Source organism: Pseudomonas sp. C2.3V, assembly GCF_058536325.1.
The window spans coordinates 82,018-106,531 of record NZ_JBZUBN010000002.1 but is presented as its reverse complement, the minus strand read 5'-3'; the positions used below and the strand labels follow the sequence as shown (position 1 = coordinate 106,531).

The 24,514-nt window shown below is 53.2% G+C and carries 22 protein-coding genes and 1 pseudogene; 8 read left to right on the top strand and 15 right to left on the bottom strand.

What is annotated here, in order from left to right:
- Nucleotides 1-17 precede the first annotated feature (17 nt).
- Nucleotides 18-452, bottom strand: a complete 435-nt coding sequence (locus AC4LF3_RS20315) for an HhH-GDP family DNA glycosylase (protein WP_434136604.1) — start codon at nt 450-452, stop codon at nt 18-20.
- 271 nt (nt 453-723) lie between these two features.
- Here AC4LF3_RS20315 and AC4LF3_RS20310 point away from each other — a divergent pair, with 271 nt between their 5' ends.
- A complete protein-coding gene (locus tag AC4LF3_RS20310) occupies nt 724-1,314 on the top strand; it encodes a DUF4142 domain-containing protein (RefSeq protein ID WP_010798559.1) in 591 nt (196 codons plus the stop codon).
- 470 nt (nt 1,315-1,784) lie between these two features.
- Here AC4LF3_RS20310 and AC4LF3_RS20305 read toward each other — a convergent pair whose 3' ends face one another.
- The 6 genes and pseudogenes from AC4LF3_RS20305 to AC4LF3_RS20280 form a co-directional block, all read right to left on the bottom strand.
- Nucleotides 1,785-2,090: an ArsR/SmtB family transcription factor gene (locus AC4LF3_RS20305; protein WP_010798560.1), complete on the bottom strand. Its 306-nt coding sequence runs from the start codon at nt 2,088-2,090 to the stop codon at nt 1,785-1,787.
- 100 nt (nt 2,091-2,190) lie between these two features.
- The gene (locus AC4LF3_RS20300) at nt 2,191-3,312 is read right to left on the bottom strand and encodes an alkene reductase (RefSeq protein WP_491836493.1); all 1,122 of its coding nucleotides are present in this window, start codon (nt 3,310-3,312) and stop codon (nt 2,191-2,193) included.
- A gap of 434 nt (nt 3,313-3,746) precedes the next feature.
- Nucleotides 3,747-5,624 carry a J domain-containing protein gene (locus AC4LF3_RS20295; protein ID WP_491836491.1) on the bottom strand — a complete coding sequence of 626 codons (1,878 nt, stop codon included), beginning with the start codon at nt 5,622-5,624 and terminating at the stop codon, nt 3,747-3,749.
- A 5-nt stretch (nt 5,625-5,629) separates the two neighbouring features.
- Nucleotides 5,630-7,324, bottom strand: a complete 1,695-nt coding sequence (locus AC4LF3_RS20290; protein WP_491836489.1) for an Hsp70 family protein — start codon at nt 7,322-7,324, stop codon at nt 5,630-5,632.
- Between the two features lie 284 nt (nt 7,325-7,608).
- Nucleotides 7,609-8,472, bottom strand: coding sequence for a methyl-accepting chemotaxis protein (locus tag AC4LF3_RS20285; RefSeq protein WP_371106396.1), 864 nt, complete (start codon nt 8,470-8,472; stop codon nt 7,609-7,611).
- A pseudogene (locus AC4LF3_RS20280) lies at nt 8,464-9,396 on the bottom strand (methyl-accepting chemotaxis protein); the annotation flags it as partial. The pseudogene AC4LF3_RS20280 and the gene AC4LF3_RS20285, both read right to left, overlap by 9 nt.
- Nucleotides 9,397-10,427: 1,031 nt before the next feature.
- On the opposite strand from AC4LF3_RS20280, the gene AC4LF3_RS20275 reads away from it, so the two are divergent.
- Together AC4LF3_RS20275 and AC4LF3_RS20270 are read left to right on the top strand one after the other, a co-directional pair.
- A complete protein-coding gene (locus AC4LF3_RS20275; protein ID WP_312271489.1) occupies nt 10,428-12,212 on the top strand; it encodes a S8 family serine peptidase in 1,785 nt (594 codons plus the stop codon).
- Nucleotides 12,213-12,214: 2 nt separating this feature from the next.
- Nucleotides 12,215-12,835, top strand: coding sequence for a hypothetical protein (locus AC4LF3_RS20270; protein WP_491836487.1), 621 nt, complete (start codon nt 12,215-12,217; stop codon nt 12,833-12,835).
- Nucleotides 12,836-12,902: 67 nt separating this feature from the next.
- On the opposite strand, the gene AC4LF3_RS20265 is transcribed toward AC4LF3_RS20270, so the two are convergent.
- Together AC4LF3_RS20265 and AC4LF3_RS20260 are read right to left on the bottom strand one after the other, a co-directional pair.
- Nucleotides 12,903-13,928, bottom strand: coding sequence for a hypothetical protein (locus AC4LF3_RS20265; RefSeq protein ID WP_491836485.1), 1,026 nt, complete (start codon nt 13,926-13,928; stop codon nt 12,903-12,905).
- A gap of 371 nt (nt 13,929-14,299) precedes the next feature.
- Nucleotides 14,300-15,232 (bottom strand): bestrophin family protein, encoded by a 933-nt coding sequence (locus tag AC4LF3_RS20260; protein WP_074825642.1) that lies wholly within the window; start codon nt 15,230-15,232, stop codon nt 14,300-14,302.
- A gap of 277 nt (nt 15,233-15,509) precedes the next feature.
- On the opposite strand from AC4LF3_RS20260, the gene AC4LF3_RS20255 reads away from it, so the two are divergent.
- Genes AC4LF3_RS20255 through AC4LF3_RS20245 form a run of 3 tightly spaced genes read left to right on the top strand, consistent with a single transcriptional unit; the run spans nt 15,510 to nt 17,760 of the window.
- A complete protein-coding gene (locus AC4LF3_RS20255; RefSeq protein ID WP_491836483.1) occupies nt 15,510-16,724 on the top strand; it encodes an MFS transporter in 1,215 nt (404 codons plus the stop codon).
- Between the two features lie 34 nt (nt 16,725-16,758).
- A complete protein-coding gene (locus AC4LF3_RS20250) occupies nt 16,759-17,247 on the top strand; it encodes a GNAT family N-acetyltransferase (RefSeq protein ID WP_010798570.1) in 489 nt (162 codons plus the stop codon).
- A gap of 48 nt (nt 17,248-17,295) precedes the next feature.
- On the top strand, nt 17,296-17,760 hold the full coding sequence (locus tag AC4LF3_RS20245) for a GNAT family N-acetyltransferase (protein ID WP_491836481.1): 465 nt from the start codon (nt 17,296-17,298) through the stop codon (nt 17,758-17,760).
- On the opposite strand, the gene AC4LF3_RS20240 is transcribed toward AC4LF3_RS20245, so the two are convergent.
- Complete coding sequence (locus tag AC4LF3_RS20240; protein ID WP_491836479.1) at nt 17,761-18,594, bottom strand: EamA family transporter; 834 nt, start codon at nt 18,592-18,594, stop codon at nt 17,761-17,763. It lies immediately after the preceding gene.
- Nucleotides 18,595-18,644: 50 nt separating this feature from the next.
- A complete protein-coding gene (locus tag AC4LF3_RS20235) occupies nt 18,645-19,556 on the bottom strand; it encodes a LysR family transcriptional regulator (protein WP_289925858.1) in 912 nt (303 codons plus the stop codon).
- A gap of 97 nt (nt 19,557-19,653) precedes the next feature.
- Between AC4LF3_RS20235 and AC4LF3_RS20230 the strand changes: the two genes are divergently transcribed.
- Complete coding sequence (locus AC4LF3_RS20230; protein ID WP_491836477.1) at nt 19,654-20,439, top strand: TSUP family transporter; 786 nt, start codon at nt 19,654-19,656, stop codon at nt 20,437-20,439.
- Nucleotides 20,440-20,447: 8 nt separating this feature from the next.
- Here AC4LF3_RS20230 and AC4LF3_RS20225 read toward each other — a convergent pair whose 3' ends face one another.
- From AC4LF3_RS20225 to AC4LF3_RS20215, 3 genes are all read right to left on the bottom strand, one after another.
- Nucleotides 20,448-21,059 (bottom strand): LysE family transporter, encoded by a 612-nt coding sequence (locus AC4LF3_RS20225; RefSeq protein WP_019363901.1) that lies wholly within the window; start codon nt 21,057-21,059, stop codon nt 20,448-20,450.
- Between the two features lie 47 nt (nt 21,060-21,106).
- On the bottom strand, nt 21,107-21,916 hold the full coding sequence (locus AC4LF3_RS20220; RefSeq protein WP_010798576.1) for an AraC family transcriptional regulator: 810 nt from the start codon (nt 21,914-21,916) through the stop codon (nt 21,107-21,109).
- Nucleotides 21,917-21,997: 81 nt separating this feature from the next.
- Nucleotides 21,998-22,210, bottom strand: coding sequence for a DUF3079 domain-containing protein (locus AC4LF3_RS20215; protein ID WP_010798577.1), 213 nt, complete (start codon nt 22,208-22,210; stop codon nt 21,998-22,000).
- Nucleotides 22,211-23,129: 919 nt separating this feature from the next.
- On the opposite strand from AC4LF3_RS20215, the gene AC4LF3_RS20210 reads away from it, so the two are divergent.
- Complete coding sequence (locus AC4LF3_RS20210; RefSeq protein ID WP_010798578.1) at nt 23,130-23,477, top strand: DUF805 domain-containing protein; 348 nt, start codon at nt 23,130-23,132, stop codon at nt 23,475-23,477.
- 356 nt (nt 23,478-23,833) lie between these two features.
- On the opposite strand, the gene AC4LF3_RS20205 is transcribed toward AC4LF3_RS20210, so the two are convergent.
- On the bottom strand, nt 23,834-24,187 hold the full coding sequence (locus tag AC4LF3_RS20205) for a DUF4870 family protein (protein ID WP_010798579.1): 354 nt from the start codon (nt 24,185-24,187) through the stop codon (nt 23,834-23,836).
- Nucleotides 24,188-24,514: the final 327 nt, after the last annotated feature.

The window sequence follows — 24,514 nt, the reverse complement described above, 5'->3', positions numbered from 1 at the left end:
GTTTTTTGCGCTTTTCGTTAGTGGAACAGAACAGGGCCAGCGTCTCGCATGAAGATTTCCAACGTCTTTGGCCCGACGCCCTTGAAGGCTAGCAGGCGCTTTTCGAAATCCGAACGACTTCCGCTTTGATTTTTGATATCCATGATGCTGCCACCGTATTCAGCTTGAAGTATCTGGCATACCTCCAGTAGCCGCGTGGCGGTAGACTCGTCATAGCGCGTGTAACGCCCCTCCCGTAACAGCCTTACCAAGCCGTGCCAACCACACGCCAACACTTTTAGCGGCGTATCATGGCCGTGAGACTTGAACATCAAACGCCATGTCTGAGCGGCAATCGTTTGCGAAATACGCTTGCCAAACAGGTAACTGGCCAGAAACCAGCCAAACAGCGCTTTCTCATCTCCACTATATAGATCCAGTCCCAGCTCCTGAGCTGAAATCTCGCTTTTCATCTCGACGCCTTCTTCAGTCTTACCTTCTTGCGACTGGCATCAGACAGGTACGGTTCATCATGGAGGCCTTATACGGTCAATATCGAGACACGTTTTTACAAGTGTTTTCATGGATCTGCTTAGGATTGGGAACAACTCGATTGGGATGTCAGTCACAACTAGTAGGCTATATAAGCCCAGCATCATCGGAGATGAGACTAATTGCTAGTGCTGCCTCGCCAGGCACGCCAAGCGATCCGGTGTTTTTTAAAGCTAGATCAGGAGAATCACCATGAGCCCAGCACTGCCTAAGAAATTTGCCTTCACGTGCGCCCTTTTGCTGTCAATGGGCACGGCGACTGCCTTTGCCCAAAACGCTACCCATGCTGATAGCGCACACGGCACTTCCGGCCATGCACAGTCGGCCAATGCTAACCAAGCTGAAGCCATGTCGCCTGAAGACTTCATTAACGATGCATCGGCAAAAGGCATTGCTGAGATAGAAACGGCCAAGCTTGCGCTTGAAAAGAGCCAGTCCCAAGACGTCAAGACCTTTGCACAGTCAATGATCGATGACCATACCAAGATGAATGAGCAACTTCAGCAACTGGCCCAGCAAAAAAAGCTGGAAGTTGCTGATAATGCGATGCTGATGGACATGGCCAAGAAGATGATCCTTCAAGTACGCGATGAGTCGTTCGATGCTGCCTATGCCAACAACCAGGTCGTCGCCCACGAGCAGACTATCGAAATTTTCCGTAACGAAGCCAATACCAGCAAGGATCCGGAGCTGAAGGCGCTGGCGCAGGCTGCACTGCCTAAACTGGAAGCGCACCTTGAGCATGCCAAAACGCTACAGAGCAAATATGCCGAAAAGAAATAATGGCATACGCTAACAAAAGGCAGCCCTAGGGCTGCCTTTTTTATTCTTGAGCATGTCCCATAACTGTTTGACAACACCGATTCTCTGAGGAATGTAATTGTGCAGCCCGGCTGGTCTTCTTAAAACGATGTGAATACACAATCAGGAAACATTTCTGTAAAGGGCTTCTCAGTACCATAGGTAACCATCTTTTTAGCCTGCGACAGCAATGCAGAGCAAAACGTATCAGGTAAATATGATAGCTGTTAGCAAAGCGCTTCTAATGCAGCGCCAGGACAATGCCACGGAAGAAGGGATTCTACTTAAGGCGTTATGGATAACCAGGAGCGCATGCAGGCCAAACATGCATTTAAGGAAGACGCTCTGAATAGCGCGAAGACAACATCAATAAAGACGCAAAGGCCAGTCTACTAGGCTTGCATAGCTACAATCAGGCGCGAGGTCTTACTGATTACACAGGCCCTTCGTGATCAGATCAACTCGCCTAGCGCCTCCTTCAATAAGGCAATGCTCGCCTCGTTACGCTTGTAGTATGTCCAGGGACCTATACGCTGAGAGGTAACCAGCTGGGCGCGCTGCAAGGTGCTCAAGTACAGCGAAACCGTAGGTTGGGAAAGCCCAGCTTTGTCCTGGATAATACTTACACATACCCCAGTGGTTTCAGGATCAACTTCCTGGCTTGGAAAGTGCCGGCGAGGCTCTTTCAGCCAATTCAGGATCTTGAGACGGGTAGGATTATCGAGCGCTTTAAGCGCCAAGCTGACATCGATACTCATTGCTGGTATCCGGTAACGGTTCCTTTATAGTAAACAGCCAGTCAATGTTATCACAGCGGAACCCCTTGGCATTTTTACCAAGGGGTATTTGAACAATTTCTCAGGACTCGTATCGAGAATAGTCTATGTAGCCGACCTCTGTGCCCCCATACATCGTGGCAGGATCCACTGGAGTCCACGGCCAATCATTGGCAATCCGTTCAGGCAGATCGGGGTTGGCAATAAAAGGACGGCCAAACGCAATCAGATCGCCCCACCCGTCCTTTAGCACTCGCTCCGCACGCTCTAACGTATAGCGTCCCGCATAGATGATACGGCCCTTAAACGTGTTGCGGACCGCCTTGCGGAAATCATCGGGAAGCTCTGGTGCGTTATCCCAGTCTGCCTCGGCAATTGACAGGTAGGCTATTCCTACATCTTGAAGCACTTTAATGGCTTCCAGGTAGGTTTCCTGAGGATTTTCCTCAACCAGCCCCAGATACACCCGCGCCTCATCCGTTGTCTCAAAGAGCGGAGCAAAACGTACGCCCATTCGATCCTTGCCAACCACTGCAGCAACTGCTTCGGTAACTTCCCGCAGGAAACGCAAACGATTGTGCAGCGAACCGCCATACTCATCGGTACGCTGGTTACTGTGCGCCGAGATAAACTGATTGATCAGATATCCATTGGCGGCGTGTATTTCAACTCCGTCGAAACCAGCGTCCAATGCATTACGGGCTGCCTGCGCGTAAAACTGGACCAGCTCTTTTACCTCAGCCGTACTGAGCTCACGAGGCGTTGAAGGTGCACTGAGGACTCCAGTCCCAGGGCCGGTTTCGATGAATACGCTGACGTTCTCAGCGGCTATGGCTGAGGGCGCAACAGGCGCGGCCCCTTCTGGCTGCAACGATGTATGCGATACACGGCCTACATGCCAGAGCTGAGCGAAGATAATACCGCCTGCCTTATGCACCGCGTCGGTTACCAGTCGCCATCCCTCGATCTGCTCAGGTGAGTATATGCCCGGCGTCCAGGCATAACCTTGGCCACGAGGCTCGATCTGTGTTCCCTCAGTGACCATGAACCCTGCGCTAGCCCGCTGCTGGTAATAGGTTGCCATTAGCGTGTTGGGTATGTTGCCTGGCTGGGTGCTACGCGAACGAGTCAATGGCGGTAATACAATGCGACTCTTAAGTGTATAAGGGCCTAGCGTGGTAGTTTGCAGTATGGATTTGCTCATTTAAATACTTCAATATCAATGAATAAATGTGACGCTTCGTCAAAAGCCTAAGCTCACGGCTGCCCAAGTGAATCTACAGAATGGCAACCATGAGCCAATGAAGTAACTACTCTACGCATCATATTTATAAATTTCAATATTAGGATGTCTAGTGCGCTGGCTTTACTCCTTGAATAACTACTCTAGGCTCTATACGAAAAGTACCTGCGCTCGGTGGTGCTTCGTTAAAAACCGATTTGGAATGCTCATTTACAACACGTAAACTCCGCCTCCTTACCGATTCCTGCCTCGCCTGACCTTCGCTCGAAGACTTTTCGTATAGAGCTTAGCACCTTAACCTGCTTACTATACTAACGATGAAAAGCCCCGCGCCAATGACACAACGCGGGGTGGTCCATAAACCTTTCCTAAAGCTGAGCCTCTTGAGCCTAGCCTTATGTTGATGCGCTATTTTTAACAGTTGGCTCGGGCTGCTGACTGTTGCATTGCTCGTTGAAAAGTTTTTGTAACTTCAACATACAAGCCTGCGCATCCTGGGCGCTGTTACAAAGCTTTGCTACCTGAGGTGCAGAGTGCATGACGCACTGCTCCACCGCACTGGATGAAACAGGTACCTTTTGATTTGGGGATGATTCGCGTGTAACAAGGCCTACAAGACCGCCCATAACAATAAAGGCAGCAGTAATCAGGATCAGTCGAATGACTTTAGAAAAATCGTTGCGTCGCCAGTAAGCAACCAGCGCATCGAATGGGGTACTCCCGGCTGGCAGGCGTACAAAGCAGGCGCAAGTTACTAGTCCCATGATTCCAAGTGCAATAAGCCCGGCCTTTTGCCCCATAAATAAGGCCATAACGGCTAGGGGAATACCGTTGCGTAGCAGCGTCCAGTGCGAGGTTTCTGGGTTGAATAACCGCCCAGGTAGCACCTTATAAGTGAGGATCAAATCGAGCGGTTCTAGCCATTTGGCTACCGGTCGCCACAAGCGCGTGAGTAGTTTGGTTACCCATACGGCAACAAGCGGCCAAAGCGTCAAGGAATAGAACAAGGTAAATATGTCAAGACGCCCTTCCTGCCACCGCTGTGGCAAGGTATAAAGAAGTGCAAATAGAGCAGCGCCTGCCCATACCCAGCCATACGAAAGTGGCTTGCCTTCTTTAGGTTCTATCTTGACAAACGCATCGAGTCGCGCATCTGGAAAACGCTGCTTCAAACCAGGGTAGCGATGATTCAGACTATCCCTTAGGGTCTCACGCGCCGCTCTGTCTTCTGGCTTGAAAGCCTTGGCGAGACGAATCTGCTCGGAATGAGAGATAGGCCCCAGCAACAGATGAGCAGCCCTTCCTTCAGGGGTTGTCGGCTCTGCATTGAGGAGCTGTTGCAGGCGGAGGGCATAAGCCTCCTGCTCACAGCGCTCTACCAGGGCACACCATGTCTCGTACGGCGCAGGTACAATGCCCTTCCGGTCATCCCAGCCAAACAGGCAACATACGCCCTCGAACAATGAAGGGGTAAGATAGTCGGCCTCGTCCAGCATCTCCAGCACCCAACCCTGCAGTTGTTGCTGTCTGTCGAATGAATTCGCCCAGGGTTGCTTGCTCAGTATCCTGAGCTGCGCTAGAAAGCCTAGCTCGTTACCTGCTTCGCCAAGGTCATCGAGATGCTCACGCTGATGTCCCAGAAGCTCTGCAGTCAGATAGGCTTCCTGACCGGCGCTGAGCACGACACTCTGCCAGGGTGTCAGCCACTGCAGCAGTTCAACCGCAGCGAGCAGAAGCGCGGTTTCATCGTGCCTAAGACAGCGTTCGAGCAGTCCCGCCTGGAATGGAGCTGCGCAGTTCAACTCCTGTGCCTGAGCCCATTGCTGACGTAGGTTCTCGGCAACGGTTTCCTCCAGCAGACGCCTGGCGTGATGTCCGGCCAAGGCCTCGGCATTCAGAGCCGGTTCGGGATAATCAGGCGCTGGGCGAGGCCGAGGTGCATCACCTGGAAAGAATGCCGGCTCTTCAACCTCGTCCGAGCCATGAGCCTGGGTTGCTTGTAGCCAGACACTATTGTCTTCAGGCAGCACGGGCTCAACGGCCGCATCGGAAAAGGTTTCTGGCGTGCGTATGGAGGGCCAAGGGGCATCCTCGACCTCCTCGACGGTTCGCTCTCTGGCCCAGCTCAGGGCTTCCTCATAAGCTTCGCGCAGCCGCTGAAACGCCTCGGCATCATCATCGGGGCGATGCACCTTGAGCAGCTTGGCGTACTGCCGCTTGATAGTACGCTCATCGGCCTCATCATCGAGACCCAGAATTTCCCAGCAGTCCATAGGGCTTACCATGTCCCCCGCTCAAGCCTGTCGAGCTGCTCTGCAATCTGCTTGCGCACTTCACTGATCTTGCGCTCGTCCTGCGTTTCCAGGATCTGTTGAAACTGGGTAGCCAGATACCCCGCGGTCTCGCGCTCGTCGCCCAACAACTCTTGGTACAGACGTTCCAGACGCGCCACCATATGGGTATTTACCTGCTGGTCGCGCGGGTGAATCTTGAGTTTTTCCAGGGCTTTGAGACGCTCTTGAATCTCATCGGGGCTCAGAACGCCGGGGTTGTTTTCAATGACCAGCCGATGGTTGGCACCCGTCAACGGAATGGTGACATCGGTTTCCAGAATACCGTTGTTATCGTAGGTAAAACGCACGTCAATGCTGACCTCGCCTGCCTTGCGAGGAGGAACATCAATCTCGAGTTCGCCCAACTTGATATTGTCCTTCACCAGTCGGCTTTCGCCCTGAAAGATCCTGAACAGGACCTTGCTCTGGTTGTCATGGAGCGTTTGTACCGACCTGACACGGCTGACAGGCACTACGCTGTTGCGCTCGATAATCGGCAGGTAATGCCCGCTTTCACTCTGCTGACCAAACGTGATTGAGGTTTCGATGCCAAGCGTATAGGGACAGACATCGGTCAGGACAACCTCCTCAAGGGCTGCGTCACGACTTTTGAGGGCCGCCTGAACGGCTGCTCCCTGAGCAACGACCTCATCAGGGTTGAGGCTGATGGAGGGGAAACGGCCAAACAGCCCTGCTGCCAGCCTGCGTACCAAGGGCATGCGTGTCGTACCGCCGACCAGCAGCACTTCATCAAGATCAGCCACCCGGATTCGCGCATCCCGCAGTGCACGCTCAATCGGGCCCCGCAGGCGCTCCAGCAGCGGAGCAAAGAGCTCGGCAAGCTGTGCCTGAGTAAACGTCTGGCGCCACTCCTGCTCGTTATACCGCAGGACAAATTCGCTACTGGATTCCTGCGCCAAGGTTTTACGTACGCGCTCCGCCTCACGGCGCAGCGGCTGGCGGACCTGCTCCAGAGTAGGAAAGCCGCTCTGCTGGCCTTGAAGCGCGACGAAACGTTCCATGAGCATGAGATCGAAGTCTTCTCCACCCAGGAAGTTATCGCCTGCACTGGCGCGTACTTCCATGACTCCGTCGTATAACTCAAGAATGGAGACATCAAAGGTGCCGCCGCCGAGGTCAAAGATCAGAAATGAGGTTTCGCTATCTTTCTGGTGAAGCCCATACGCCAAGGCCGCGGCTGTCGGCTCGTTGATCAACTTTTCGACCTTGAGTCCTGCCAGCTCGCCCGCGATGCGGGTAGCCTTGCGCTGTGCATCGCTGAAATAGGCCGGAACACTGATGACCGCTTCGGTCACCGGCTCGCCGTATTGACGCTCGACGTCAGCCTTCAGGCTTTTAAGCACCAGTGCGGACAGCTCTTCCGGCCGGAAGGTGCGCTCACCCAGGCGAACCTCCTGCGCGCTTCCCATGTACCTTTTGAACAAGGCGGCCGTTCGTGTGGGGTGGGTATGCAGCCGCTCACGTGCTGTCTTACCCACCAGTATCTGCCCCTCATCGTCGAGGCCGACTACACTAGGCGTCAGCGTATCTCCCAACGCATTCCTGACCAGCTCCGGCGCACCCTCACGCCAGACGGCGACCAGACTATTGGTGGTTCCCAGGTCTATACCAACGATCATACCAAGCGAGCTCCCTGCTAGAGGCCCTTTCCCTTGCGTAGCCGAAGCGTCGGCACTCAGGAGACAAGACCCAAGACACTATCCCTATAAATGGGCGTATTGAAATGAATGGCTATTGTAGCGAGACCACTGCGCGCAGGCATCTCTTTGATACAGAGATCAACCAGGGCGTGACAGACGCCCGCAACTGGGTAGTCACCCTGGCTGTAAAGCCAACAGCGCTGAGCTGGATATGTCCGCTTGGAGAGTCAGTGCACGGCGAGTACCGTGCACTGAGGAGAGGATCAGACGCGGAAGCGGCTGACCATGGATTGCAGCTCATTACCCAGGCGCGCCAGCTCAACGCTGGAGGCCGCGGTTTCTTCGCTTGCCGCCGCCGTCTGCTCGGACACATCGCGAACATTGACGATGCTGCGATTGATCTCGTCAGCCACGGCGCTCTGCTGTTCAGCCGCCGCCGCAATCTGCAGGTTCATCGACTGGATGTTGGATACCATCTGAGTGATGTTTTCCAGCGAGCCGCCTGCCTTGCGGGCAAGCTCGACGCTGCTGTCAGTCAGCTTGCGGCTATCGTTCATCATAGACGCGACCTGTTGCGTACCAACCTGCAATCCAGCCACCAGCCCTTCGATTTCCTCTGTAGACTTCTGAGTACGCTGAGCCAAACCGCGAACCTCATCCGCCACCACCGCAAATCCACGACCGGCTTCACCAGCACGCGCGGCCTCAATGGCAGCGTTAAGCGCCAGCAGGTTGGTCTGCTCAGCGACAGACTTGATGACATCCATCACGCTGCCGATCTTGTCACTTTCCTTCTGCAGATTGGTCATGGCCTCGGAAGAACGGTTTACTTCAGAAGCCAGACGCTCGATTTGTACAATCGCCTCGTTGACCACCTTGTCACCCATGCGGGCCTGCTTGTCCGCCTCGCTAGCAGCCGTGGACGCATCACCGGCATTACGGGCTACTTCCTGTACGGTCGCGGCCATTTCATGCATGGCGGTAGCCACCTGATCAGTTTCGCTCTTCTGGCCGTTTACACCTGCGCTGGTCTGCTCGGTCACGGCGGAAAGCTCTTCGGCAGCACTGGCGATCTGGGTCACACCATCGCGGATACCGGTAATCAGCTCACGCAGTGTATTGCCCATGTTCTGGATACCCTGCTGAAGAACACCCAACTCATCGCGGCGGGTAACACGGGCAGAAGCCGTCAGGTCACCCGAGGCAATACGCTGAACTTCACCCAGTGTTTCTTTCAACGGCTGGGTAATCTGGCGGGTAATCACCCAGGCAGCCAGTACACCCAACAGCAGAGCCAGAATCGTGCTGCCGATCTGCAGCTGACGCGCATGGCTGCTTTCAATTGCCAGACGATCCAGCTGGAACTGATACAACTCCTCACTGATCTTGACGATCTCATTGCCCTGATCGGTCATTTCCTTACGAGCCTGAGCAATATCCGCATTGGCCTTCTTGTAGCCGGCGACAGCCGTGCTATAGCGATTCAGCGAGTCCTTTACCTGCTGGGCCGTATAACTTAGCTCATCCTTGAACACGGACATCATGTGATCAATGCCCTTGCCCGTTGTCTCGATCTGAGCCAGCAGTGCCTGTTCATTCTCGGACGTTGAATTAGCGGCATAGACACTGACCAGGAACTGCGTTTTCAGCAAGTCTTCTTTGGTCTTTGAGATAGTCTGAAACTGGGAGAAGCGACGGTCATCATAGCTGGGAAGCAGCAGGACGCTATTGGTCATCTTGTCGATCAGCTTGGCCGCGTCAGCCGACTCGCTCTTGATCGTCTCACGAGCCGAATTCGCAACCTTGTATGCGTCACGCATGTTGCCCAGGGACTTCTGATAATCGCCGTTGATGCCGTCCTGCTTTTTCAGCAGCACAACATTGGCCGGGTTGGTAAAGCTACCCAAGAGCTTCTTTTGCTGCTCAAGGTAGATACCCAAATTCTTCTGCAACCGCTCGGTGCTGGTTTCATCCCCATTCGCCAGCATGAATTGCAGACGTGCGATACGCAGGTCTGTCAGCGTTCTGTTCAGCTTGGAAATCTCCGTCATCCAGAGGCTTCGCTGAATGACGCTTCCCAAACCACTCCAGCCGCTCCAGGCAAGAAACAGCGTCAATGCCAGTACCACACCGAACCCCAGCGTAAGCTTGCGCGTAACGCTGATATTCCCAAACCAGCTATTCATAAGTCCTTCCGTCAAATGTCGTTTTGAGTCACTCAGCTGGTGTGTTTGTTCTTTTTTGGGCCAGCCTATCTATCTATGCGGAAGGGCTATCGGCAGATGCCGGGATAACTGAAGACGGAAATACCACAAAAAATCTGACGGAATGCGCCAGGGACAACGCCTGCAGTAATATTTCGACACTGCCTCTTAGCGGTCGCCTGCTCAGTTGCACGCCCTTTAGATCGACACTGGGTGCCAGAAGCATGTGTCAAGCAATCACTTGCCTGCCGAGTTCTTGAGGGAATAACCCAAAAGCACTCTGGCCATAAGGCCTATGCACTGCAGACAGGCGCTACAAGAAATTAGTTTTAATACGCCTACTTTTACTAATTAATTGAGCAAGAACATAAATCAGTTATGACAGCATAAACTTATCTATTCATAAAGCTGTATTTCTTCTCCCCATACAAGCCTATCTTTCATAACGAGCATTACACGCTGCCTTGCTTGGCGCCCCTTTCAATTTATTTTTTATTCATTAAGTGACCACTCAGTCATCTGGATATAATCAAAACCAAGTCAAACAATATTGAAAAGAATTAATGCCGTTTATCGGATTTTTTAGCCATACGTTATATTGATCCATTCATACAAGAGAGCCAATCAAATTATAAATCCATTATTTATCAATAACTTATAATTAACATAACATGCGCTCATGCCATCACATTTTTTCATTTTGAATCTCAATTCAATATCACAAGAATGGCATTTAAAGAAACACCTCCAGCAAACAGTCAATACACCTGATTTAAAAAACGAGACGTTAATTCTATATTCGTATCAGGAAAAACGAATCTGGGCGTATCGTTAATCCTGCCTGGCTAAATCTCTAGATAAAGCGAAGGACCGGAATAATGCTCTCATCCAAACAACCTGTTTTTTTATTAGTTTCGCTTTTTGCAGGGGGAGTCTGCGGTATTGCATACGCTGCCGAAGACACTGCATCATCACAAGCCGCACAAAATGTTCAGAATGGCAGCGACCCACTGTTCATTTACCAGTGGCATTTACGCAATAGAGGACAAAAGGTAATCGGTGATGTCACGCCACTTGCCGGCGTGGATCTGCGGATGGGTGTATTGCATGAGCTGGGTATACGAGGGAAGAACGTCATTGTCGGGGTGGTCGATGATGGCTTGGAAATACGTCATGAAGACTTGTCAGGTAACGTCGTGCCAAATGGCTCGAAGAACTTCGTAAACGGATCAAACGATCCGACGCCGAGTGTCGATACCGATGAACACGGCACCTCGGTGGCAGGCATCATTGCCGAAATGGGATGGAACGGAAAAGGAGGACGAGGCATCGCACCCGAGGCGAAGCTGAAGGGCTTTAACTTCCTGGCCAGCGATGCAGACCCGGCGAGCCAGGATGCAAACATTCTGTACGCCTGGGGCAGCGGCGACGAATCCAAGGATGTGGCCGTTTTCAATAATAGTTGGGGCAGCAGTACACCTTACTATCCTGCATTCTCTACCAGCGAGCAGGCCGCCTGGGAACGTTTGATGCAGTCCACGCGTAATGGCAAGGGCGGAATTTATGTCAAGTCGGCAGGCAACTCCTTCAAGGAGTTCTTTACCTATACTGCGTTTGGCCGAGTCAATATCTGTTCTGAAAAGGCAGCCGAGCTAAATGTGACTTGCGCATCTTCAACGGTTGATCCCAACAACAACCTGATCACGATTATTACCGCCGCCGCCGTGAATGCTCGAGGGCTCCGCTCGTCTTACTCCACAGCCGGATCGTCGGTGTGGATCTCAGGCTTTGGTGGCGAATTTGGCAATCAGAGGGCCTATAACCCGGACCTTACCAATGTACGGGAAGCGATCAGGCCGACCTACTATTCTCCTGCCATCGTAACCACTGATCTGATGGGCTGTTCCCGCGGAGCCAATACCGCAAATACTGTTTCCAACGCCTTGGAAGGCAGTCAGTCACCTATCGACAACTCCTGCAATTACTGGGGACGCATGAACGGCACCTCTTCTGCCGCGCCCACAGTGTCAGGGGTGGTGAGCCTGATGTTGGGTGCCAATCCCAAGCTGACTCAGCGCGACGTGAAATATATCCTGGCCAGCACTGCGCGGCCGCTTGATCCTTATCAGCCGGTAGTGAGCTACGGCGGAACAGTGATCGAGCCGGGATGGATCACCAACGCGGCAGGCCATCACTTCAGCAACTGGTATGGGTTTGGATTGGTGGATGCAACCGCGGCCGTCAATAAAGCCATGAGCTTCAAGCTACTGCCGGCGATGAAAGATACGCATTGGAAAGCCTCCAGTGATCCTGCCAGCCCGATTGGCGGTGTGAATGCTCCGGCAACATTGCGCGTGCGGATCAATCAGAGCATCAAGGTTGAGGCGGTACAGCTCAGCTTCCAGACCAGCCATATGAAGCCATCAAACCTGAAGGCCGTTCTAACCTCGCCAAGCGGTACCAAAAGCTATGTCATGACGCCTTTCTCGACGCTATCGGATGTTACGTCCGGGACCGGGTTCACCGTTTCACTGGCGGCGAGCAACGCGTTTCTGGATGAGCCGGCGACGGGTGACTGGACGCTTTCGTTAACGGATGTGGTTGATGCGGGGGGTAATGCCGCCAAGCTGCAAGACTTCAAACTTCGCGTGGTGGGGCACTGATCATGAAAATAGCCACTTTATTCTTCTTAACCGTTACCCTGGCTGCAACACCTCTGGTACAGGCGCAGACCACAGACGCGGCGCGTCTTCAGCAGGCGGCAACCGGGGCCAGCTTCAATGTCGGAAACACCCCGTTTCGCCTCGTGCCCAACGCAACGGTTCAGCGTATCGACTCCACTGCCTCTGCTCAAACGCCGTCAACCACGCAAAGCCAGAGCCGCCAGCAGACGCTACAGGCAGACAGTAATGTGGTGGGACAGATAGGGCCGTATGCGATCAGGCTGCCGCAGGGTAATCAGGCTCAGCTCAAGTCGCAATCCGCGGCGGCAGCCAGCACTGCCTCAGGTCCGAGCGAGATGGGCGTCGCAGTGAACCTGACCTCCGGGCAAGCCGTGCTCGTGCCTCCGCGCCTGAAGGTATTTGTACAGGATGCGTCTGTTATTGATCAGGTTGCAAAAGCTACTGGCGGTATGATGGTTCAAGCCTCTTCGGCGGCAGGCATGGGCGTCATCCGTTACAGTTCGGTAGACGCTGCTCAGTCAGCCCTGAGCAAGGTAAAGGGCATGCAGGGTGTGAGCGACGTGTCACTGGACATCATCCAGGGCTTCATTCAAAAGCAGTAAGTTCATGATAAACACCGCGCTGTCGTCGAGAGACGTTCAGCGCGGCATTTATTTTCATGGTTAAACGTTACTGCTGGGTAATTGTTGCGCGGTTTGCCGTACCTGTTTGCGTAATGCCTGCAGTGTTGCCATAGAAGGTATCGCCACCCTGAGTAATCAGCGCCTGGTTGGCGATGCCGTTCTGGGTAAGCGACACTGAGTTTTGTGTCTGATATCCCACCTGATCGATCTGAGCAATATTCAGGTCCCCGGTTTGGCTGTAGTTGATAGTGCTGGTGTCACTGTACTGGCTGATTTCAACGTCGTTATCATTGCCAACGGTGGAGCCAGAAAGGTTGGAGCCTCGTGTCCCTTGCACGACATAAAGCTCGTTATTCAAGCCTTCTTGTGAGACACCCAGACCGCCAAACATATTGCTCTGTCTGACAGAGGCAAAATTGTTATCACCCGACTGGGATATCCCACCGTTGGCGAACTCACGCGTGGATTGTTCCAGCGAAGCGCTGTTGCCATTGCCATATTGGCTAATGCCAGCACCGCCACCTCCTGACTGTCTGAAGTAAGCCGTATTGTTATCGCCTTCCTGCGTAACACTGCCTGATGTGGTGCCGCCGTACTGCACAGCTTCGACCCAGTTGTTATTGCCACGAGAAGTAACACCGAGCACCGTATCAAACCCGTTTTGGGTTACGTGCATAGTATTGCCTGTTCCTTCCTGGGTGGCTCGCAAATCAGCGACTTGCGCTATTCCGCTACCCTGATTCAGCGTGGCCAGGTTCGAATCGCCCCGCTGCTCAAGCGCCACACTGTTATCTTGACCGCCGCCCCCCTGGTAGATCTGCCCTTCGTTGGCAGAACCCTCCTGAGTAATTGATACCTGACCGTTATTGACCTGTTGCTGTTGGATAACCCCGATATGACTGCTTCCCAGCTGACTGATAGAGGCCTGGCTATTGATAGCGGTACCAGCCTGCTCAAGGGTTGCCGTGTTGTTTTCTCCGTCCTGCATAACGTCGGCAGTATTCATTTCAGCCCATGAGGGCATCGCGAAGGCCAGCAGGATGGCAGCAGCGAGTGGTTTCAAGCGGGACATATGATTTCCTTTCCTTGTATCCATAGGGATCGCTACCTGGCGACCCGGTTAATCGACCAGATCAGCACCGGTTGGCGTGCTGAAGAACGGCGTATTCCTGGCTATCCGTAACGCGGTATTGCCCTGCGGTAGATGAACCTTGTGCATGGCTTCCACCTGCGAGTGCATCACCAAGACGCCGGTCGATTCTTCAAGGAAAAGGCTAAATATAAAATCGATCCAAAGGATGTAAACGAACCGCTTTTGAGCCTTCTGGTATTAATTCCTGTTACCGAACCTTTGAGATGCATGGCTATTTGAGGCTTTCAAACAGAACATGCATCTCGATAGGTGACTGTGTCGCCCAAGGGACCACGGCAGGCTATTGGCGATTACGCAACGGTGGCGCTAGGTTGATAGCTGAGTCGCCGTGGCATAAAGCCGAACTCCAGCCGCGAAGGCTCTTTGAACATGGAGGCCAGGTTCTTTTCGATATTGCTGCACAGCGAGTTCATCTGGATCTGGTGCTGGCTGTTGGCAAACGGGGTTTGCAGATCGGTCCCGATCCGCTCGATCGCCAGCAGCATGAAGCCTACGACGGTAGAAACCAGTGGCGTATACCACCCCATAGACGACACTAGGCCAACCGGAACGATCAGGCAGAACAGCGAAATGAACAGCCGCGGGAAATACACATAGGGAAAGGGTAATGGCGTGTTGGCAATACGCTCCATTCCACCCTGATGGTTCGAAATCTCCACGAGAGTAGATTCCATACGGGCCAGACGTATGCTGTCCAACCTACCCGCCTGGTACTCCTGCGCCACAATCGCTGCGGAGGCGTTCAGGATATCGTTGGGAAAGTTATTGGTGTCATGTCGGCGGGCAAACTCATCGGCAGGTAGCAGCGTCGCGACATCCGCGGGGCAAGCTTGGCCCTTGAGGTGAGCGGAAAGCGCCTTGAGGTAGGCCACGTGTCGGCGAAACAGCAGCGCTTTGATTGGATTTCGCCTATCGTCTTGATCATCGATCAAGGTCAATACCTGGCGACCCAAACTCCGTGAACTGTTTACCATGGCACCCCATAAGGTACGTGCTTCCCACCACCGGTTATAGGCGCTTGTATTGCGAAAGCTGATCAGGACGACCAGTGCTGAACAGAGCAGCGTCAGCGGCATAAGAGGCAGGTTTAGCCGATTATTCATCAGCAACATCGAATCGGCCGTAACGATGACATCCCAGATAAACAACCAGAACAGCGGCCAGCCGACGTAGGAAAAAACCTTGTGCATCCAGGTCAGCGTTCTCGAAATCCGAGCAATCATGAAACGACTCCCTTGGTGACAGTCTGGAGATCAGTGGCTGTATATCGTTCAGAACGGCGTTAACGCAGCTGCTGCCGGGTTTTCCGCGTGTCGTCAGCAAAAGCCAGGACCCAGGTTGTCCAGATAGATATAGGTGATCTCATGTGATGCATCCTCAATGCAGCTTTTGATGTGATCACGCTAACGGGGCTGGCTTAATTCTTCCTTAAAGGTTGCAAAATGTTTTAAATCAGGATGAGTAGTCGTTATCCAATGGACATAAGAGGCATGCATCCACATGGCGCCCGCTGCGTTCTTGAACGGCCTGAACTTCTTTCTTGCGGATGTTCGTGACGGGCTTGGCCCATTCCTTGGAATCTTTCTTCAGCAACAGGGCTGGACCGCGGACCGAATAGGACTGGTCATGACACTAGGCGGGTTAGCCGGCTTGCTCCTGACCACACCGCTGGGAATGCTGGTGGACGCACTACAGGCCAAGCGCGGTATTGTTGCATGGGCTGCCTTGTGCATTCTTGTGGCCTGCGCCCTCAATTATTTTCTACCTACTTTTCTCTTTACCAGCATCGCGCAGATGGTTGCCGGTATCGCCAGTGCCGCTATTCCACCCGCCATTGCAGGACTTACCCTGGGCCTTGTAGGAACACGAGGGTTCGACCATCAGCTAGGTCGAAATGAAGCGTTCAACCATGGTGGTAATGCCTTTGCTGCAATCGGCGCTGGCGTATTCGGCTACTGGTTTGGCCTGGGCGCTGTATTCGTCCTGATGGGCGTTCTGACATTGGCCGCCTTGTATATGCTAGCCAGGATACGGGCTGACCAGATTGATCACGAGGCAGCCCGCGCTGGCTCGCCGGATCATGCGCAAAAGCTTTCCTGGTCAGCCCTTTTCCGCAACCGCCCCCTTCTAACCGTGGCAGTTACAGTGCTGCTCTTTCACCTTGGCAATGCGGCAATGCTCCCGCTGCTGGGCCAGGCAATGGTAGCGCGCGGCACCGCTGGCGACCCCAGCGCCTATACCGCGGCTACGGTAATCGTGGCTCAGGCCACCATGATCGTCATGGCACTGCTGGCGGCCAGATTGGCCCAGACCAAGGGCTATTACATCGTGTTTATACTGGCACTGTTGGCCTTGCCTCTTCGCGGCCTGCTGGCCTCATTCATCCAGGCACCCTGGGTTCTGATCCCTGTCCAGTTGCTCGACGGTATTGGTGCGGGCTTGCTGGGCGTAGCCGTACCGGGATTGGTAGCCTGCATTCTGGATGGTTCCGGGCGATTCAACACCGGCCTTGCTGCCGTCATGACAGTACAGGGCATCGGTGCTGCCTTGAGTACCAGCCTGGGCGGATTTTTCGCAGCCCGTTACGGCTATGCTGAAGCGTTTAAAATACTGGCGCTGGTCGCCAGCGCAGGTGTGCTGTTGTGGCTCTGTGCGTCTTCCTGGATGTACCCTCTCTGCACGCAGCAAATAGCGCCTCGTGGTGCCAGGCAATGAGTCCGTCCGGCTGCTCAATCAGAGGGGTCATAACGTGTTTCACATTCGCAAGGCAAACCGCGCAGACACGGCGGACACCTGGACAGTCCGCTGTGAGGCCATTCGTCATCAATGCCCATCGTCCTACAGTGACGAGCAGATCCGGATCTGGACCAGTGGCACCTTTACGCAAAGCTATGAAAATGATGTCGAGGACCATTTCCATGTCCTGGTCTCGGATGAGCGCATCATCGGAACAGGTATGGTTGACCTGACATCCGGCAAGATCGACGCAATCTTTGTATTACCCCACTACATGGGACAAGGGGCTGCGCGCCAGATGCTGGAGCATCTCGAAACGCTTGCCGTTCAGGCAGACCTGGACTACCTTCACCTGGATGCAACCCTGAACGCGGCGCCGTTCTATCGAAAGTGTGGTTTTGTAGGTGAAAAGGTATCCACTTACCATTCGCCTCGTGGTCTTACGCTGGACTGTATACCGATGTACAAGATGCTTCGGCCAACCGGAGATATCCCTCGGTAAGGCCACAGATAAAGTCTGCCAACGCACCACAACAGAGATCGTCCACGCATGTTAACCGTTCGACGTGCACAACCTGACGATGCCGGCTACCTCCAACGGCTATACAGCCAACTTGTGGACAGTGCATTCATTACTGTGCTTCCGGCTCGTCTGGAGGAACTTCAGCATGATCCTGTCCATGAGCTTTTAGTGGCCGAATATGGCGGCACCGTTATCGCCAGCGCGTTGCTGATCTTCTGCAAGGATGCAATGTTTGGTTTTCAACCGTTTGCGGTGGTAGAGAATGTAATCGTTGACGAGGCGCAACGCGGAACGGGCGTCGGCAGGCAGCTGATCAGAGCCATCGAGCAACGCTGTATCAAAAAGGATTGCTCTAAGATCATGTTATTGAGTTCAGCCCACCGGACTCAGGCCCACGCCTTCTTCGAGCGGGCAGGCTTCAAGGGTGACAGCAAGCGCGGCTTCGTCAAATATCGGCGAGACTTGCTGGCATCTGGCTTGCCACCTGACTAGTCAAGCCAGACGCAGAATCATTGCCCCGATAGCCATGACACATACCGCCGCAATTCGACCCCGACTCATGCGCTCTTTCAGAACAAGCACGGAGATGAGCGCCGCAAATATAATCGAGGTCTCTCGCAAGGCAGCGATGACGGCCACAGGCGCCAGGGTCATCGCCCAAAGCGCCAAGCCATAAGACGCCAATGTTCCAGCTCCCCCTACCAGTCCCACCAGCCATTGAATGCGGAAAAATGATCCGAAGGCATGCGCGTTGCGCAATAGCATCCAGGCCGTCATGACCGCGCCTGTCAGAAGAAAAATCCATAAAGTATAGGCTAGCGGTGCGCCCGATACTCTGACGCCCGCCCCGTCTACCAATGTATAAGTAGCAATAACCAGGGCGTTAAGTAGCGCCAGACAAACCCCTGTCCCGTGCCTGGATGCACGTTGGCGCGCCATCAATAAGATACCCAGACAAAGCGTGCCGATACCCATCCAGGCCGTCGTGCTCAGATGCTCGCCTAATCCCACCGTGCTGATGACCGCTACCAGCAGCGGCGCCGTTCCCCGCATCAACGGGTATGCCAGGTTCATTTCAGCGACGCGATAAGTCTGTGCCACCAGGTTGTAATACACCACCTGCAGTACAGCAGATGCTCCAATGAAACCCCAGCTGGGCGCTGCCGGCGGAGGGACAAATGGCAGGATCAAGGCTGCTATCAATGCCGCTGCAGCGGTAATCACTGCAGTGATAAGGATCTTGTCGCTTCCACTTTTGACGATCGCATTCCAAGTGGCATGCAAGGCCGCCGCGAACAAGACGACACCATAAACGGTTACAAGCATCTGTACCTCTGCAGGGTGATTGGGCCTGTCGCACCAACGACTCAACCGCTTCAGGCGTAACGTTCACGCGCGGCGCTTTTGATTGCCTCCAGAAATGCGCGCACTCGCTGGGGCAGCTGGGTACTGGCATAAACGGCATGTATCTGTGGGTCATGCCCGGTTGAGGAGGTCAGTCGATAATGGCTGCATACCCGGACTAAACGTCCCGCCTGCACCGCCGGTTCTGCAAGCCAGTCTGCCAGCCGGCAGATACCAAGACCTTGGACAGCAGCGTTATATAACGCTACGCCTGAACTGAGACGGTAACGGGGCTGGGCCTTGTAACGGACCTGAGCATCGCCCTGCCTGAAGTACCAATCCTTGAGAATTCTTGGGGAGGTATGCATCAGCAGGTCATGCTCGACAAGCGCCTCGGGCGCTTCAGGCACGCCACGTATGGCGAGATACGCCGGACTTGCATAGAGGTAACGCCGATAGCTCCACAATGGCGCGCCGATCAGCTCGCTAGGGTAGGCAAAGCCACCACGAATAGCAAAATCCAGTTTGTCTGCAATGGGATCATGCGCCGCATCGCTTACCTGTATATCGATGCTGATCTGTGGGTTCCGCCGCCCAAACTCCGCCATGACGCTGGGCAAGAAATCCATCATCAGGCTTTCAGGGGCGGAGCAGCGAATCCACCCTTGCGCCAACGTACCCTGTACCGAGAGTGATTCCTCTGCCTCGGCCTGCAGCGACAGCATCTGCCTGGCGTAGCCATAATACGCCTCCCCCGCCTCGGTCAATCGGACCTGCTTTTGTGAGCGCTGCAAAAGCTCATGCCCCAGCTGCGCCTCAAGGCTCTGTATGGCGCGCGTCACTGTACTGGGAGAGCGTCCCAGCAGGCGCGCCGCACTCACGAAACTATGGCGATCCACTACTGCGCAAAAGGCTTGTAGCTCCCATAACTGAGCCAGTGACATACCGCCTTCCTTGTTGCGATTTCTGCAATACCACATTGCAACACAAAACCCGGCATTGCTCTATCGTATCCGTCTCGCGTCATCAAAGGATGTTGAAATGGATATAGTATTAGATCCCACCTTTCTGCTGTTACTCGGGCTGGTTGCCTTTGCGGCAGGCTTTATCGATACGCTGGCAGGTGGCGGCGGGCTGATTACCGTGCCTACCCTGATGCTGGCTCAGATCCCACCGGTACAAGCCATTGCAACCAATAAACTCCAGAGCACCTTTGGGGCGCTAATCGCCACATTGACCCTGCTTCGTAAACGCAAGATCGCCTGGGCAGATGTCAAAAAGCCCTTCTTGACCTCCTTTATTGGTGCAGCCGTAGGCGCCGTGGTTATTCAGCGTGTGGATGCCTCCGCTCTTGAAGTCCTGGTGCCTTTCATATTGGGTGGTATTGCGTTGTACTTTCTGCTTGCGCCAGGCGCAGGTAGTGTTGAGCGCAAGCCGCGCATGGGGGAGCGGCTGCACCGTCTCCTGGTTGTCCCCCTTATCGGGTTTTACGACGGTTTTTTCGGCCCTGGCACGGGCTCGTTCTTTTCACTCAGCGAGGTAGCCTTACGGGGCCGCGACCTTATTACCGCTACGGCAACTGCCAAGTCCCTTAACCTGGCGAGCAACCTTGCATCCCTTGCAATCTTCATCGTGGGCGGCAAGGTACTTTGGCTAGTAGGTGGCATCATGGCAGTCGGACAGCTTGCGGGTGCCTATCTGGGCTCACTGGCCGTTATCGGTGGCGGTGCCCGACTGATCAGGCCTCTCATCGTAGCCATCTGCTTTGTAATGATTGGCCGTTACCTTTATCAAAACGATTACCTGTCTTTTATAGCGCATGTATAAGATCGCACTCAGAGACCATGCAGAGCGAGCCCAGCCATGATGAGCAACAGGATTCCGCACAGGGCATGGCTGGCTCTATGCCAGTTTGGCGAGCTGGCACGCCGGAATCCCTCAACAAGCGCTGCCGTCAGAAAGCAGCACAAAATGGAGGCACTCATGACTCCGCTAAAGAACATCGCTGTGTTTGCAATACTGGGAGTGTCGCCTGTTATACCCGACAAGGCGCTTCCCAACGCACCCCAATACACAATGTTTTTTGGATTAGTCAACGAGATGGCAGCACCCGCCATCAAGGCGCCCTGCTGCGGTTGACCTGATTCACTTGTACCGACCGGCAGGCGCCACGCATCCTTGAGACTCTGAACGCCTAGCCAGGCCAGATAAACCGCACAGAGTAGCGTTAGGGGTATGCGAATCGGCTCATGGCCCAGCAGGACTGACAGCCCTACCAACCCTAATACAGCCCACACGGCATCGCCCAACAAAGATCCTACCTGAACCATTAAGGCCGGCCTGAAACCATTGGACAAGCCACGACGCAACGTTTCAGCCAGGACAGGTCCAGGCGACAGGCAGAACGCAGCGCCAAACAAAAAGGCCGATAGGAAGATTGTCAGCATATCAGGCGTCTCGAAAAGAAAGGGCGATCAGTATGGGTTGCCCCTGCTCAATAATCTTGAACAGGATTGCAGGACCTGTAGAGGCGTTGATATTGGCCAGGCGGTATTCCATAAGCCGAACGAAAGTGGCGACTCAAGTGGCTCTGATCAGCAAAGCCAAGCGTATAAGCAACATCCGTGGCGGGCATACCCTGCCGCAGCAGTCCCCGTGCTCGCCGCGTTCTCAGCTGCATGGCCCATTGATGTGGGCTCAACCCCGTTTCCTTTTGAAATGTCCTCAGCAATTGATACTTGGATCGCTGGGTCAAAAGGGCTAGTTCGTCCAAAGTAGGCATTTGCGCCAAGGAGTCGGCAAGACACTCCTGAATACGAAGAACCACCTCTGGCTCGGCTGAATGCGTGGTCAGTGCAACACCACTCAGCTCCGTGATCTCTGCGAGTAACAGGACCAACGCCTGATGAACGTGTGGGTTGCTCATGGAGCTGCCTCGTAACGCCATTTGCACCACGCAGGCAAAGCGGTTTGCAATGTCTGGCTGATAAAGCAAAGGACGCTCGAACTCAACTTGATTGACCCCAAGGCTTTGGGCCAGCCAGTCCGCCGATACATAAAGCCCTACGTAGCGCCAGAAGGCTCCCTCATGGGCCCCGCCGCCTTGTATTTGGCCGGGGTTATACAGAGTGATGGATCCCTTGCCGGCATTGAATATCCTGCCATCCAGCCAGATGTGCTCCTCGCCTTCCAAATTAACGCCAATTACACACTCATCATGGCTGTGCTTGGCGAATCGGTGACCCGTACCGCTGGCATCCACCAGCTCAACGGGACCTGACCAGGCATGCCGCAGGGTAAGCACGTCTTATAGCCTCTCATCCGATTTGAAGAGACTACAGCTTAAGCCAAACGAACGTACGATAGGTTAATTGGACGTTCGGACCTACTGTTTCAGCTGGTGTTCGGGGCTCTCGCTTTCTGCCGGCTCACCCCCGGTTGCATTGAACGTATCCCAGTCTTCACCAAACAGCTCAACCGGATGCATGGTACGGCTGGCGCCATTACCGCAAGCTAACGAGTTTGCAGGACAATACATATCGCACCCCCAACAGATGCGCTCCGGATGCTTAGGCTGCAAAGGAAATTTCTTGGCCATCCGAGACTCCTGAACGTATGAGGTGAACCCCTAACGTATCGAAATCTGGATAAACGTTTTTGATCTCGCTCAAGTGTTACGACGATTATAGCGGTGTTGATACCCACCCAATGATATGACCCTACTGTGTGACTTGTAGCAGCTTGGCATGCTACGACTGTCTAAGGACTCATCGCACCCCAGCGAACAGCCATACATTTTGTTCGATAGAAGTCGATGCTGACGATGTATCAATGGATTTAAACGTTAAGACAATGGGTTTGCACGAGGGAATGCATACGTGCCCACTTCATAGGCAAACGCTGACTTATCAAATGCAACCACAAACTATGTAGTGATAGTTTTGAGAGCCAGGATCTGGTTATGAAGCCACACGCTAGTAAACCTTTAAAGGTAACATTTACACGTTATAATCCTGAACGGTTTGTCAGAACTATTACACAACTGTCTGACTTTTTAGTCTGGTTGAGTCAGCCGCATGTACGATAGATCCACGATGCCTGCCGGTATACCTAACCAAGCAATAGCGGCTATTTCAATGCTCAGGTTGCCAAACCTTAAAAGATACGCCAACCATGGTACTTCACTGATTCAATACCTTCGACGTATCTAAGTGATTGAAAAGCTAAATTTTCCAACTATTACACACTGGTCACTTATCTGGAATGAATGATAGCGCTTTTACTGTAGCGTCAAGTTGACTTCATCTGTAAACTTACCGCCCACCTTGAAGCTATGGACTGGCTTCTGTGAAAGATTATGGATGATCTGGGAAAGATTTCTCTTGCATTGCTTGCTCTCATGGCAAATAGCAGCTCTGTGCAATCATCTGTTCTTTTACTGATTCCCTATCCTAAACTTCATTGTTTTTTAGGATGCTGCCGTTTTATGCCTGGCTTGTATAAGGAAGATGTAATAAATGGAATGGTATCTCTCGGTAGTCAGTAACTACGTCAAGTTTGATGGCCGTGCTCGACGGAAAGAATATTGGATGTTCGCCCTGTTCAGCGCGATCATTACTGTTGTACTTGCCGTTGTAGATGGAGTAATTGGCTGGGGCCCTTGGTTATGTGGTGTCTATACCCTGGCTATGATTCTTCCAAATGTGGCCGTCACTATCCGACGCCTTCATGATACCAACCGAAGCGGTTGGTGGGCTCTTATCAGTGGCGTTCCAGCAGTAGGCGGAATCATTTTCCTGGTGCTTATGTGCCTGGAAGGAGATCTTGTCGATAACCGCTTCGGGCAGAACCCTAAAAACGTCTAAGCCTAATAGAGGGTTATGCAATTGAAGTTTTGAAAACCGCTCATTGCGTACCAGATCGGACATGAATTGATCATGTCCGATTATGCTCCATCTACTTTTCTTGATTGCTCGTCAAAAATATCCCCTGCTAAATAACAGGCCCTCATGTGCAGATAAGAACAGTCTTATCTTCCAAGGTTATTTAATTCACGAGTAGCAGCAGTGTTGAAAACGATAGCGCTTACACTGATGGGTGCGTCTTGATAGGCAGGCTTGTTGGTGGTGTGTTTCTATGGGTTGGACGCCAGCCCGGGGTATCGGCGGTAAACATTCAAACCCCAGGCGGCCAGTTAGATATAAGCCGAGATTACGCTTACTTAAATTCCACGACGATTATTGATTGCCGTCAGCCCTTTCACGATTCGATAAATCGTCCAGATTGCCCAGCCAAGCAGCACGAACCATCCGATGATAAGCAGGGTTGAAGCAAACCCCAGTACAAGCCACAGAAGTCCCCACCAGAATGTACGGATCTGATAATCCAGGTGCGAACGAGAAATCGGATCTGCCGTATCTCTGTTGACATAGGCTAGGATAAGTCCAATCAGCGCGGTAACGCCGTTGAAGAAACCTACAATGTACAGAACATAGACGATGCCAGCCATATTCGAATTGCTGACAATCGGCTGCTGCAATGGAGCAGGCTGGACGGTTTGATTGATATCGGTCATGGCTAAGTCCTTTTAATGAGCAGGTGAAACGCGCACTCCAAATGCGCCTGTGCACATGATAATACGTTCCAGGACATCAAACTACCCTGGCCTCTGTATTAGCAACCTGAAGAGTTGTTCTCGGAACATTTGACGGCCGTATTGAGGCGTTTTGACAAGCGATGACGTCAGCCGGAATGCTTACCCTTTACCGAAAGGCTGAACCTAAAACGGCAATGTTTGATCTTGGTCCGGGCTTGACAGTAGCGCATGTACCTTTCGTACGACTCAATGTTCTTTGGCTCCCTATGAGTTCTTTAAACGGTAAATAGACACCCCTAAGCGCAA